Source organism: Pseudomonas sp. W2-17, assembly GCF_041060445.1.
Lineage (GTDB): Bacteria > Pseudomonadota > Gammaproteobacteria > Pseudomonadales > Pseudomonadaceae > Aquipseudomonas.
Window position 1 is genome coordinate 298950 of sequence record NZ_JAUFNS010000006.1, and the last position, 13106, is coordinate 312055.

8 protein-coding genes are annotated in these 13106 nt (G+C 62.4%); all 8 read left to right on the forward strand.

The window, feature by feature from the left end; genetic code table 11:
- Nucleotides 1-50: 50 nt before the first annotated feature.
- The 8 genes from QWI20_RS10290 to QWI20_RS10325 all read left to right on the forward strand — a co-directional run bounded on the left by QWI20_RS10290 (nt 51) and on the right by QWI20_RS10325 (nt 13053).
- Nucleotides 51-8699, forward strand: a complete 8649-nt coding sequence (locus tag QWI20_RS10290) for a glucoamylase family protein (RefSeq protein WP_369305375.1) — start codon at nt 51-53, stop codon at nt 8697-8699.
- A gap of 65 nt (nt 8700-8764) precedes the next feature.
- A complete protein-coding gene (locus QWI20_RS10295) occupies nt 8765-9487 on the forward strand; it encodes a Crp/Fnr family transcriptional regulator (protein WP_369305376.1) in 723 nt (240 codons plus the stop codon).
- 169 nt (nt 9488-9656) lie between these two features.
- Nucleotides 9657-10355, forward strand: coding sequence for a PRC-barrel domain-containing protein (locus tag QWI20_RS10300; protein ID WP_369305377.1), 699 nt, complete (start codon nt 9657-9659; stop codon nt 10353-10355).
- A 39-nt stretch (nt 10356-10394) separates the two neighbouring features.
- On the forward strand, nt 10395-11156 hold the full coding sequence (locus QWI20_RS10305; RefSeq protein WP_369305378.1) for a YoaK family protein: 762 nt from the start codon (nt 10395-10397) through the stop codon (nt 11154-11156).
- A gap of 88 nt (nt 11157-11244) precedes the next feature.
- A complete protein-coding gene (locus QWI20_RS10310) occupies nt 11245-11520 on the forward strand; it encodes a metal/formaldehyde-sensitive transcriptional repressor (RefSeq protein WP_369305379.1) in 276 nt (91 codons plus the stop codon).
- Between the two features lie 20 nt (nt 11521-11540).
- Entirely contained in the window at nt 11541-12488 is a 948-nt protein-coding gene (dmeF, locus tag QWI20_RS10315) for a CDF family Co(II)/Ni(II) efflux transporter DmeF (RefSeq protein WP_369305380.1), read from the forward strand.
- Nucleotides 12489-12523: 35 nt separating this feature from the next.
- Nucleotides 12524-12880: a hypothetical protein gene (locus tag QWI20_RS10320; protein ID WP_369305381.1), complete on the forward strand. Its 357-nt coding sequence runs from the start codon at nt 12524-12526 to the stop codon at nt 12878-12880.
- 2 nt (nt 12881-12882) lie between these two features.
- Complete coding sequence (locus QWI20_RS10325) at nt 12883-13053, forward strand: DUF1289 domain-containing protein (protein WP_369305382.1); 171 nt, start codon at nt 12883-12885, stop codon at nt 13051-13053.
- The last annotated feature ends 53 nt before the right edge of the window (nt 13054-13106 follow it).

The window sequence follows — 13106 nt, forward strand, 5'->3', positions numbered from 1 at the left end:
CTGCCCAACACGCTGCGTTCGCCGGAGTGCAAGTCATTTAAGGGAAACTAATGACGAGCACATGGACACGCACCAAACAGGCGATCTCCCGGGTCAGGCTGGCGGGTCGCGCCGGGGCCCATCCGAAGCTTGCGTTCGCCTACGAACGGCTTTTGCGCGCCGAACTCTTCAACGCCGACCAGATGGCCAGCCACGGCATTGCCCTGGCCACCCAGCATCAGCTCGGCGCAGTCACCACGCGGGACTTTCTGCTGGGCAGGCTGGATGACAACGAGGCATTGCTCAAGGAAAGCTGCAGTGCGTTGACTCAAGCCCAGGCGTCCGAGCGCCGTATTACCCCTGCCGCCGAGTGGCTGCTCGATAATTTTTTCCTCATCGAAGATCACATCCGCACCGCCCGGTCCCACCTGCCCAAGGGTTACAGCCGTGAGTTGCCGCGCCTGAGCAATGGGCCTTCCAGCGGCCTGCCGAGGGTTTATGACATTGCCCTGGAGACGATTTCCCACGGTGATGGCCGCTTTGATGAACCGAGCCTCAAGCGCTTCGTTGTCTCTTATCAGACGGTCATGCCGCTGACGCTGGGCGAGTTGTGGGCCATTCCGATCATGCTGCGCCTGGCCTTGATCGAGAACCTGCGGCGGGTGGCCTCACGGGTCATGGCCAACTGGGATGATCGTAACCTGGCCGATGACTGGGCCGAGCGGCTCATCGAGGTGTCCGAGCACGACGTAAAAAGCGTGGTGCTGAGCGTCGCCGACATGGCCCACTCTTCCCCGCCCATGACCGCTGCATTCGTGGCCGAGTTCGCCCGCCGGCTGCAGGGTCAAAGCGCTGCCCTGGCGCTGCCGCTCAACTGGATCGAGCAGTTGCTCGCCGAGACCGGTTCGAGTATCGAGCGGCAGGTGCAATTCGATGCGCAGCAGCAGTCTGCGGATCAGATGTCCATCAGCAACAGCATCGCCAGCCTGCGCCTGCTGTCAGCGACCCCTTGGCGTGAGTTTGTCGAAGCCATGAGCCATGTGGATCAGACCCTCCAACAGGACCCGGCCGAGGTCTATCCGCGCATGGACTTCGCCACCCGCGACAGCTATCGCCATGTCATCGAACGGCTGGCCAGGCGCAGTGGACGCACTGAGATGTCCGTCGCGCAGACCGTTGTGGCGCTGTCCCGGGAACACCGGGACGCTTCAGCCGGAGACGATCTCGCCTGCCATATCGGTTTTTTTCTGGTGGGGCCCGGAATCGGCGTTCTTGAAGAAAACCTCGGCGCCCGTGTGCCCTTTCACGAACGCTGGAAACGCCTGCTGCAAAGCTCACCGCTGACGTTTTACCTGGCCCCCGCCGGTGCCCTGACGATTATTTTTGCGCTGCCGCTGCTGTCCTCGGCACACCGGGACGGACTGCCTGATCTCGCGCTTATCGCACTGGCAGTGCCTTGCCTGGTCATGACCAGTCGCCTAGCCTTCAGCCTGATCAACTGGCTGGTCACGTTCAGCCTGCTGCCCGCCATGCTGCCGAAGATGGATTACACCGACGGGATTCCCGATGAGGCGCGCACGCTGGTCGCGGTTCCGACGCTGATCGGTTCGCGCCCGGACGTCGACGAATTGGTCGAAGGCCTGGAAGTCAGGTTCCTGGCCAATCGCGACAGCAATCTTTTCTTCGCGCTGCTGACCGATTTCCTCGATTCACCGACTGAAGTGCAGGCGCCGGATGCAGACCTGCTCGCCTATGCCGCAGAGGCGATCAATCGGCTCAACGGCAAGTATGCGGACGAATTGCCAGCGCGGTTTTTCCTGTTTCACCGCCCTCGCCGCTGGAGCGCAAGTGAACGCGCCTGGATGGGTCACGAGCGCAAACGCGGCAAGCTGACCGACCTCAACGCGTGGCTGCGTGGCGCGGGCGAAGACCGTTTCACCACCATCGTGGGCGACATCTCGGCCCTTGGTACGATGCGTTATGTGCTGACCCTTGACACCGACACCCTGCTGCCGGGCGAGGTGGCCCGCCAGTGCGTGGCCGCCATGATGCATCCGCTGAACCGCCCGGTGTTCGATGCACGCCGTGAGCGTGTCATTTCCGGGTACGCGCTGTTGCAACCCCAGGTCGGCATCAGCCTGACCAGCACTCCCCGCTCGATCTATTCGCGCCTGTTCGGCAGTGGCGGCGGCGTTGACCCCTACACCCGGGCGGTCTCGGACATTTATCAGGATCTGTTCAAACAGGGCTCTTTCATTGGCAAGGGCATCTACGATGTCGACGCGTTCACCTGTGCGCTGGAGGGCTGTCTCCCGGACAACCAGGTCCTCAGTCACGATTTGATCGAGGGCTGCTACGCCCGGTCGGGCCTGCTCAGCGACGTGCAGTTGTATGAGCAATATCCGTCTCGCTACAGCGTGGACGTCAAACGCCGTCATCGCTGGATTCGCGGCGACTGGCAGCTGATCCCCTGGATCCTGCCCTGGACCCTGAACACCCGCGGCGAATGGGCACGCAACCGTCTCGATGTCATGGCGCGCTGGAAGATTATCGACAACCTGCGCCGTAGCCTTGAGCCGGCGGCTGTACTGCTGATGCTGGCCTGGGGCTGGTTTGCCAGCAGCGAACCGCTGGCCTGGACCTTGGCGGTGGTCGGTTTGTTGGTCATGCAACCGTTGCTCAGGACCCTGACCGATGGGTTGCAACCGCCGTTGAACGTGCCTTATCGGCAATACCTGGCCGCGCTGTGCCGGAGTCTGGGGCAAGACCTCGCCCAGATCGCTGCCACCGTCGCATGGTTGCCGTTCGAGATGTATTACAGTGTGGGCGCCATTGCACGCTCGCTCTGGCGCATCCTGTTCAGCCGCCGCCTTTTGCTGCAATGGCAACCCTCCCGCGAAGTCGAGCGCAACACGAAAAACCCGCTGCCGGCGCTCTACCGCGAGATGTGGATCGGCCCTCTGCTCGCCCTCTGCGGATTCGCCGGCTTGCTGACTGACCCGCCCGCGCTGGCGATCGCCATGCCGTTCCTGCTCGCCTGGGCTGCCGGACCCTGGATCGCCTGGCGCCTGAGCGCGATGCCGGAAAATGCCGTGTTCGAGCCCTCGGTGGAAGCATTGCGTTTCCTTCAGGTGCTCTCGCGGCGGACGTGGGCGTTCTTCGACGAACTCGTCGGGCCCCAGGATAACTGGCTGCCCCCTGACAATATTCAGGAAGAGCCAAAATCGGTGATCGCCCACCGGACCTCCCCGACCAACATGGGCATGGCCTTGCTTGCGCATCTGGCGGCCCACGACTTCGGCTATCTCAGCACCGACCGACTGCTGCAACGCGTGTCCGCCTCGCTGGACACCATGGACAGCCTGGAGCGTTACCAACGACATTTCTACAACTGGTATGACACGCAGACCCTCAAGCCCCTGCGCCCTCAATACATCTCCACCGTTGACAGCGGCAACCTGGCCGGGCACCTGCTGACCCTGCGTGCCGGTCTGATCCAACTGCCCGACGCTGCGGTGTTCGATGCTGCCATGCTCAAGGGGCTGCGCATCACGCTGGACACGCTGCTTGAAACGACGGACGCCGCGGACGCCTTGACCGCGCTCTATTCCCTACTCGAAGAGCCCGCCGGAACCGATGAAACCGGTGCGCTGTTGACGGCGTTGCAGACCGTCCGTGCTCGGGTGGCGGCCATGCCGGCGGGCGGCACCGAAGACCGCGCATATTGGCAAACCGCGTTGCTCGCCCAGTGTGATGACTGGATCGCGGCCCTCGAACGTTATCGACTGCCCACGCCTTCGATCAGTCGACACCCCCGTCGCCGCACGCTGCGGGAGCTGTCCACACTGGATGAAGCTGACTGGGCTGCGGAGGATCAGCCGCGCATTGACGCGGTCCGCCAGGCCGCCCTTGACGCTATCGCCCGGATCGATCGCCTGATCCTGCTGACGGGCGATCTGGCGCAGATGGACTTTTCCCTGCTTTATGACAGCAAGCGCGACTTGTTCGTGATCGGCTACAACGCCGACGAGCGTCGCCTGGACACCGGCTATTACGACCTGCTGGCGTCGGAAGTGCGCCTGACCAACTTCGTGGTGATCGCTCAGGGTCAGATTCCGCAGCGGGCATGGTTCACCCTCGGGCGATTGCTCGGTGACTCCGCCGGCGTACCGACCTTGATGTCCTGGTCCGGCTCGATGTTCGAATACCTGATGCCCATGCTGGTCATGCCCAATTACGACGGCAGTCTGCTTGACCAGACCTGCCGTGCGGCGGTGGCCGTGCAGATCGAACACGGGAAACGCCTGGGCATTCCGTGGGGGGTGTCGGAATCGGGTTACTACACGCTGGATGCGCATTTCAATTATCAGTACCGGGCGTTCGGCGTTCAGGCCCTGGGCCTCAAGCGCGGCCTGGGCGATGAAGTGGTTGTTGCGCCATACGCCAGCGTGCTGGCCTTGATGGTGGACGCCGAGGCGGCCTGCAAAAACCTGCAGCGTCTTGCCCGCAAAGGCGCCTGCGGGCGCTACGGGTTCTACGAAGCGATTGATTACACCGAAGCGCGTCTGCCAAGGGGCCAGCGTTATGCCTGGGTGCAGTCCTTCATGGCCCACCACCAGGGCATGAGCCTGCTGGCCTTGGCCAGTGTGTTACTCAATCAGCCCATGCAACGGCGGTTTGAATCCGACCCTGCCCTGCAGTCGGCCCTGCTGCTGTTGCAAGAGCGGGTGCCCAAAGTGGCAGCGCCTTACCTGCAAACCGCCCAGCAGCCTGCCGCAGGGGATACAGGCGCCGGCCAGGAGAATAACCTCAGGGTGTTTGCCAACCCGGGGCTCAAGCGCCCGGCGGTCCAATTACTGTCCAACGGCAAGTACCACGTCATGCTCAGCAGCGCCGGCGGCGGCTACAGCCGCCTCGACACCATGGCCGCCAGCCGCTGGCACGAAGACACCACCCGGGACAACTGGGGCACGTTCTGCTACTTGCGGGATGTGGCAACGGGCGCCGTCTGGTCCAGCGCCTTTCAACCGACCTTGCACCGGGCCGAGAGCCACGAGGCTATTTTCAGCGATGCCCGTGCCGAGTTTCGCACCCGGGAACTGGGCTTCGACACCCACATGGAAATCGTCGTTTCCCCGGAAGACAACATCGAACTGCGGCGCCTGCACGTCACCAACCGAGGGGAGTCTGCCAGGACGCTGGAGATCACCACCTACGCCGAAGTGGTGCTGGCTTCGCCGGAAACGGATGCCATGCACCCGGCGTTCAGCAAGTTATTCGTGCAGACCGAGCTGCTGCCGCCGCTGCAAGCCATCGTTTGCAGTCGTCGGCCCCGCGCCAGCGATGAGCACACGCCGTGGATGTGCCACCTGCTGGCGGCTCACGGCGTGGATATTCAGGCCATTTCCTACGAGACCGACCGCGCCCGCTTCATTGGTCGAGGCCGCAGCACCCAGTCGCCGGCAGCGCTGGACCCGGACTGCGAGCAACTGTCGGGCAGCGCCGGCCCGGTCCTGGACCCGATTGTCGCCATCCGTTGCCGGATCACCCTGCAGCCCGGGCAGCAAGGCACCATCGACTTGGTCACGGGCGTTGCGGACAGCCGCGAAGACTGCCTCTCGCTGATCAACAAATACCGGGATCGGCATCTGGCGGATCGGGTTTTCGATCTGTCATGGACCCACAGTCAGGTGCTGCTGCGTCAGCTCAACGTTTCCCCCGCCGATGCGCGTTTGTTTGAACAGATGGCCTCGTCACTGATTTACGCCAACGCAGGCTTGCGCGCCGACAGCACCGTGCTGGCGGCCAACCTGCGCAACCAGCAAGGCCTGTGGGGGCAGTCGATTTCTGGCGACCTTCCCATCGTGCTGTTGCAGGTCAGAAGCCTCGAGAATATCGAACTGGTCCAGAAGATGATTCAGGCCCACGCCTACTGGCGCCAGAAAGGTCTGCTGACGGACCTGCTGATCTGGAACGAAGACCAGGTGGGTTATCGCCAGCAGCTGCAGGACGCGATCATGGGACTGGTCACTTCCGGCAGCGAAGCCACGCTGGTGGATCGGCCGGGCGGCATATTCGTGCGTATGGCGCAGCAGATGTCGAACGAGGACCGCACGCTGATCCTGTCGGCCGCGCGTCTGGTGTTTTCCGAAGGACTGGGGACGCTTGCCGAACAGGTTCACCGCCGCCGCGTGGTCCGGGTGCATGCCCCTTTTGTGGCCAACCGCGTTCATGTAGCAGCGCCATCGCAGCCGGCCCTTGCGCCGTTGCCCGTGTCGCTGCCATTGAGCAATGCTTACGGCGCATTCAGCGAGGATGGGCGTGAGTACATCATCAACGCACCGGCCTCCCATCCCACGCCAGCGCCTTGGGTCAACGTGATTGCCAATGCCCAGATGGGCACGGTGGTCTCGGAGTCCGGCAGCGCCTACACCTGGGCCGAAAATGCCCACGAATACCGCCTGACGCCCTGGCACAACGACCCGGTGAGCGACCCCGTCGGCGAGGTCATTTACCTGCGGGATGAAGACACCGGCCACTTCTGGTCCGCCACCCCCAGCCCCGCCTCGGGTAGTGGCGCTTACCGAACGCGCCACGGCTTTGGTTACACGGTGTTCGAGCATGAGGAAGACGGCATCCACAGCGAGCTCTGGGTTTACGTGGCGCTGGACGCACCGATCAAGTTCTCCAGGCTGGTGCTGCGCAATGTGTCGGGGCGTGACCGCACTCTGACGGTGACGGGCTATGTGGAGTGGGTGCTGGGCGATCTGCGCAGCAAATCAGCCATGCACGTGGTCACCCATTCGGATCCTGCCAGCGGCGCACTGTTTGCGCGCAACGCCTGGTCGGTGGAGTTCAGCGAGCGTGTGGCGTTTTTCGATACCGACACCGTCGATCACAGTGTGACGGCGGACCGCACCGAGTTCATCGGACGTTGCGGCAGTCTGCAGTCTCCCGCCGCGATGCGGCATAAGGGGCTGTCCGGAAAAACCGGTGGCGGTCTGGACCCCTGCGCGGCGATACAGGTGACCGTGGCGCTCGCACACGGCCAGGGCACGGAAGTGATCTTGCGTCTGGGTGCGGAGAAAAATCCCCAGGCCGCCACCGCGTTGGCGCAACGCTACAAAGGCGTGCAGTTGGCGGCGGCCGAGTTGCAGAAGGTGAAGGACCACTGGCACTCGGTGCTTTCCGTGGTTCAGGTGAAGACGCCCGTGCCGGCGCTGGATGTGATGCTCAACGGCTGGTTGATGTATCAAGTGATCGCCTGCCGGTTTCTTGCCCGCAGCGGCTATTACCAGTCGGGTGGCGCCATCGGCTTTCGCGATCAGTTGCAAGACAGCATGGCGATGATTCATGCCGACCCGGCGGCGGCGCGGGCGCATCTGTTGCTGTGCGCGAATCATCAATACGCCGAGGGCGATGTTCAGCACTGGTGGCACCCTCCCCTCAATCGAGGGGTACGCACGGCCTGTTCCGACGATTTCCTGTGGCTGGTGGCCGCCACCAGCCGCTACGTCGAGGTCACCGATGATCTGTCGGTGCTGGACGAACTCGCCGGCTACCTTGATGGGCGCGCGCTGGGTCCGGGTGAAGAATCCTATTACGACCTGCCCGGTGCGTCGCCCTTGCAGGAGCCGCTGTATCGGCACTGTGTTCGCGCCATCGAGCACAGCCTGAGCCGTGGCGAACACGGCCTGCCGTTGATGGGCAGTGGCGACTGGAACGACGGCATGAATCGCGTGGGTTACCTCGGCCGGGGTGAAAGCGTCTGGCTGGGCTTTTTCGGTTGTCAGGTGCTTGAACGCTTCGCACGGGTGGCCGAGCGCCACGGCGACAGTGAATTCTCGGCGCGCTGCGGCAAACAGGCGAAACAGCTGCGTGACCACCTGGAAGCCTCTGCCTGGGATGGCGCGTGGTATCGCCGCGGCTGGTTTGACGACGGGCAGCCGCTGGGCTCATCCGTCAACGACGAGTGTCGGCTGGATTCCATCGCCCAGAGCTGGTCGGTGTTGTCCGGTGCCGGATCACCCGCCCGACAGCATCAGGCCATGCAGGCGGTGGATCAGTACCTGGTCAAACCGGACATCCGCGCGGTCCTGCTGCTTGATCCCCCGTTCGACAAAGGCCTGCAAGACCCGGGCTACATCAAGGGTTATGTGCCGGGCGTGCGCGAGAACGGTGGGCAGTACACCCACGCGGCTGTCTGGGCGGCGATGGCCTTTGCGCAGCTGGGCGACACGACCAAGGCCTGGGAGCTGTTGCACATGATCAATCCGGCCGACCCCCTCAACAGCGCCAGGATCGACACCTACAAAGTCGAGCCCTATGTGATGGCAGCCGATGTCTACGGCATTGCGCCCCATGCAGGACGGGGCGGCTGGACGTGGTACACCGGCTCCGCTGGCTGGATGTACCGGTTGGGCGTCGAGTCGCTGCTGGGTCTTCAACGCACCGGCAATCTGCTGCAGCTGAACCCTCTGATGCCGGCGGACTGGCCCGGGTTTACCCTGAGTTACCGATTCGCTGAGACGCAGTATCACTTCGAGGTGGTCCGCGGCGAGGCGCAGGGCAGCTCAATGACTCTGGATGGCGAGCCGGTCGAGGGAGACACGCTGACGCTGGTGAATGATGGCGTGGAGCGCCGGGTGCGCATTGAGTGCGGCGGCTCGCGGCCAGCAGCGTCAGCGGCAGTGGAATACGCGAAAGCGGCCGATGATTGACCGCCAGTGTCGGCGCTGCGCTGGAGTACTCTCTGTTCGTCGTCCCCTCTTCCGGAGTTCCCGTCATGTGTAGCGCGCCGCAGCCGATCGATAATCACTTGCTGGCTGCGCTGGCCGATGAAGAACTCAGTCGGCTGGCGCCGCACATGGAATGGGTGGATCTGGTATTGGGCGAGGTGCTGTATGAGCCCGGGGACACCTTGCGCCATGTGTACTTTCCCACCGACTCGATCGTGTCCCTGCTGCAGGTCACTGAAAGCGGCGCCTCGGCAGAGATCGCCGTGGTCGGCAACGAGGGGCTTGTCGGGATCGCGGTGTTCATGGGCGGCGAGAGCACGTCCAGCCGCGCGGTCGTGCAGAGCGCCGGGGGTGCCTTCCGCCTGGCCGGCCATAAACTCAAGGAAGAGTTTGATCGTCACGGCGACCTGTTGCTGCTCATGCTGCGCTACACCCAGGCCTTGATTGCGCAAATGTCACAGACCGGCTTGTGCAACCGTCACCATTCGATCGATCAGCAGTTGTGCCGCTGGTTGCTGTTGTCGCTGGATCGGCTGGCAGGCAATCAGCTGACCATGACCCAGGAACTCATGGCCAACATGCTGGGTGTTCGCAGAGAAGGCGTGACCGAGGCGGCGGGCAAGCTGCAGCGCCAGGGCGTCATCGAATACAGCCGGGGCCAGATCAAGGTCCTTGACCGCTCGCGACTGGAACAGTTGAGCTGCGAATGCTATTCAGTGGTGAAGGCCGAGTCCGACCGCTTGCTGAGCTACACCCGCCGCCATGAATGAGCATTCATCGACACGCCTCTGAATGCTGCGCAGCGGCCTGAGCCGCAACGTGCGATGACGAACAGACGCGACCCGAAGTACCGCGCAGAGTGTGCGTGGCCATTTCGACTGGCTGGCTTGCACCCTTCTCCTGTGCCGAGCACTCGACCGGTACAAAAAGGACACCCCTATGTTACGTAGCATGCGAGACCTTGAAGGTTTCACCCTCGCCGCGATCGACGGCAATATCGGCGACGTCAACGACTTCTACTTCGACAACGAAGCCTGGGTGATCAGGTACCTGGTCGTGGAAACCGGATCCTGGCTGTTCGGCGGTCAGGTGCTGATCTCACCCTTTTCCACCGAACTGCCAGACTGGGCCTCACGCCGACTGCCCATCCATGTCGACAAGCAGGAAGTGAGGAATATTATCGACTCCGAACCCGAGCGGCGCGCTGTTGCCACGGCGCTGAATCAACCGGCGGCCGAAAGTTGGGCGATCGGGCCACCGACCCAGCAAGACACTGACGATCAGAGCTTGCGCAGCGGCCGTGCTCTGCTCGGTTTTCACATTAACGCCACAGACGGTGGAATCGGCCACGTCGAAGATGTGCTGATCGACGAAGACACCTGGGCAATTCAGTACTTTGTCGTCAACACCAGCAACTGGTGGCATGGGCACAAGGTGCTGATCGCGCCAGAGTGGATCGTTGACGTGTCGTGGGAGGACAGGATTGTCGCGGTGGACCTCGAACAAGCCGCCGTCAGGGAATCCCCCCATTACGAGTCTACGCAACAGTTGTATCGCGAGCGCGAAGAGGCACTTTACGGGCATTATGGGCGCGTTGTGTACTGGCGGGTCGAGGCGGTGATTGCGCAGGTCGGATGAACACGGCGTCAGATAAACCAGCAGGCACGGGACCCATTGATGGCGATCAGATACATCCGCAGCCTGACCGGCAGAAGACGCACCGCCGCCGCTAACCGGCACCTTGGTTTCGCCCTGGCGTTTGTGGCCGGCGCCATCAACGCCGGGGGCTTTCTGGCGGTGCAGCAATACACGTCGCACATGACCGGCATCGTCTCGTCAATGGCCGACAATGCGGTGCTGGGTGCGTACGAACTGGTGGTGCGCGGCGGCAGCGCCCTGCTGTCCTTCATGGCAGGCGCGGCCTGTTCAGCCATCATGGTCAACTATTCCCGTCGCAAACGCCTGCACAGCGCGTTTGCGCTACCGCTTCTGCTAGAAGCTTTCTTGCTGATTTGCTTCGGCTTTCTGGGCGCCACGCTGTCGGCGCTGGACGGCCGGATCGTGTCGCTGACCGTGATGCTGCTGTGCTTCATCATGGGCCTGCAGAACGCCCTCATCACCAAAGTCTCAAAAGCCGAAATCAGAACCACGCACATCACCGGCATCGTCACGGACATCGGCATTGAGCTTGGCAAATTCTTTTACTGGAATGGCGCCACCCCGCCCGGGCAACCGCGAGTGCTGGCCAATCGTGCGCGCCTGAAAATATTGACCGTACTGGCGTTGAGCTTCTTCGCCGGTGGGGTCGTGGGTGCGTACGGGTTCAAACACGTCGGGTACATCGCCACTGTGCCGCTCTCGCTGGTGCTTGGCGTGCTGGCTGTTGTGCCCGCGCTGGACGATGTGCGGCGGTATATTCGCCGTGCAGTGCGTGGGTGATCCGTCGTTGAGCCGTTCGTAGGGCAACCCTTGCATAGGTATAGGGGGTACCCCTATGCTGCATTCCGTCTAGGCAGGGGTGCATCCGATGGGTCATATCGCAGCAAACAAAAACGATCTTATCAAGCGTGTTAAGCGCATCGCCGGACAACTCCAGGCCGTCGAACGGGCATTGGAGTCTGATCTCGACTGCGCCAGGACCCTGCACCTTGTTGCCGCCACTCGCGGGGCCATCAACGGCTTGATGGAGGAGATCATTGAAGACCACGCCCGCGCGCATGTGGCGAATCCTGATCTCAGCGACGCTGAGCGCAACAAAGGTGTCGAAGAGCTTCTTGAAGCCATTCGTCGTTATTCCAAATGAACACATCCCGGCACTCGCTTATGCAAAGCACGAACGTCAACTACGGGCACGACCACGTGTTCCTGGGCTCAGCCCACGATGAGAATGCCAGGCGCACACTGTGGGTCGTGGCGCTAACCGTTGTGATGATGGTGGGTGAAATCACCGCCGGGTATGTCACCGGCTCGATGGCGTTACTGGCCGATGGTTTTCACATGGCCACTCATGCCGGTGCATTGGGCATCGCCGCGGCCGCCTATGGATACGCCAAACGCAACGCTTCCAGCCAGCGTTACAGTTTCGGCACAGGAAAGGTAGGAGATCTGGGCGGGTTCGCGTCGGCGCTGATCCTCGGTATGGTTTCCCTGGGAATCGGCGTTGAGTCCGTCATGCGCCTCTTGCAGCCAACGGCCGTTCAGTTCGGCACCGCTACGCTCATCGCGATTGCCGGCTTGATCGTCAATATCGTCAGCGCACTGTTGCTGGGCCACGGGCACAGTCATGGGCATGACCATGAACACGACCATGAACACCATCATGATGATCACGGCCATAACCATGCCCATCATGGCAACGACAACAATCTGAAATCAGCCTATGTCCACGTCATCGCAGACGCGCTGACGTCGGTGCTGGCCATCGCTGCACTGCTCGCCGGTCGCTACCTGGGCTGGGTGTGGCTGGACCCGGCGATGGGCATCGTCGGCGCCATCGTTATCGCGCGGTGGGCATGGACCTTGATGAGCGTCACCGCAGGCGTATTGCTCGATCAGACTGACGCACACGTGGCCGAGGAGATCCGCCAGTTGGTTGAAGAACCGGGGGATGCCACCATCACCGACCTGCACGTCTGGCGGGTTGGCCCCCAAGCCCATGCGGCCATCGTCAGCGTCCTTGGCGCAGCCACTGCGAACGCCGACACCATTCGTGAACGTCTCCAGCCGGTCCATGAGGTCAGGCATCTGACGGTCGAATTTCGACCGGCCTGACTGAGCACCCCTGCCCTAACCAAAAGGAAATTGCGATGCCACTCGGCAAACGTGAACGGGCGCGAATCGAACGCCGGTTAATCGCCACGCTGACCGACGCGTGCGAAACCGCAAAAGGTGAAATCAAAGGCTTCACCTGGCTGACCCACCTTGCTGACCTGGAGGCGTTGGCTGAAACCCTGACGGTGATCTGGGTGTTCGAAACGCTGGCGGACAGACAGTTCGCCCAGGCTGAAGCGAAGGCTCGCGTCTTTGAGCTGACGGCCGTTGCGTTGAATGAAGCCGGCATCGATCTGAAGCTGTCAGATCGCAACGTCCGCTTTGATTCTGAGGAAGAATGCCAGCGCACTCACCGTGGCAACTGGCAGCAGCGACTGGCCAAGGGTCACTGACGATGGCGAAGGAAATCGAAAATCCGTGCATCGCTGTGTGCCAGCTCAGGGGTGATCTGTGTGTGAGTTGTGGCCGGACCAAGGAAGACATCAGAAAGTGGAAACGCATGAAGCGCCCTGAGAAAATGGCGGCCGTGCAAAGGGCGAGCGTGCGCTTGAAAGCGTTGAAATAGGCATGGGGAGGGTTGTTCCTCCTGAATGGCCGCCGTGGCTCCAGCGTGCAAGT

What these genes read in the sequence shown, in the direction of transcription:
- QWI20_RS10290 (WP_369305375.1), top strand. Translation starts at nt 51, where the DNA reads ATGACGAGCACATGGACACGCACCAAACAGGCGATCTCCCGGGTCAGG.
- QWI20_RS10295 (WP_369305376.1), top strand. Translation starts at nt 8,765, where the DNA reads ATGTGTAGCGCGCCGCAGCCGATCGATAATCACTTGCTGGCTGCGCTG.
- QWI20_RS10300 (WP_369305377.1), top strand. Translation starts at nt 9,657, where the DNA reads ATGTTACGTAGCATGCGAGACCTTGAAGGTTTCACCCTCGCCGCGATC.
- QWI20_RS10305 (WP_369305378.1), top strand. Translation starts at nt 10,395, where the DNA reads ATGGCGATCAGATACATCCGCAGCCTGACCGGCAGAAGACGCACCGCC.
- QWI20_RS10310 (WP_369305379.1), top strand. Translation starts at nt 11,245, where the DNA reads ATGGGTCATATCGCAGCAAACAAAAACGATCTTATCAAGCGTGTTAAG.
- dmeF (WP_369305380.1), top strand. Translation starts at nt 11,541, where the DNA reads ATGCAAAGCACGAACGTCAACTACGGGCACGACCACGTGTTCCTGGGC.
- QWI20_RS10320 (WP_369305381.1), top strand. Translation starts at nt 12,524, where the DNA reads ATGCCACTCGGCAAACGTGAACGGGCGCGAATCGAACGCCGGTTAATC.
- QWI20_RS10325 (WP_369305382.1), top strand. Translation starts at nt 12,883, where the DNA reads ATGGCGAAGGAAATCGAAAATCCGTGCATCGCTGTGTGCCAGCTCAGG.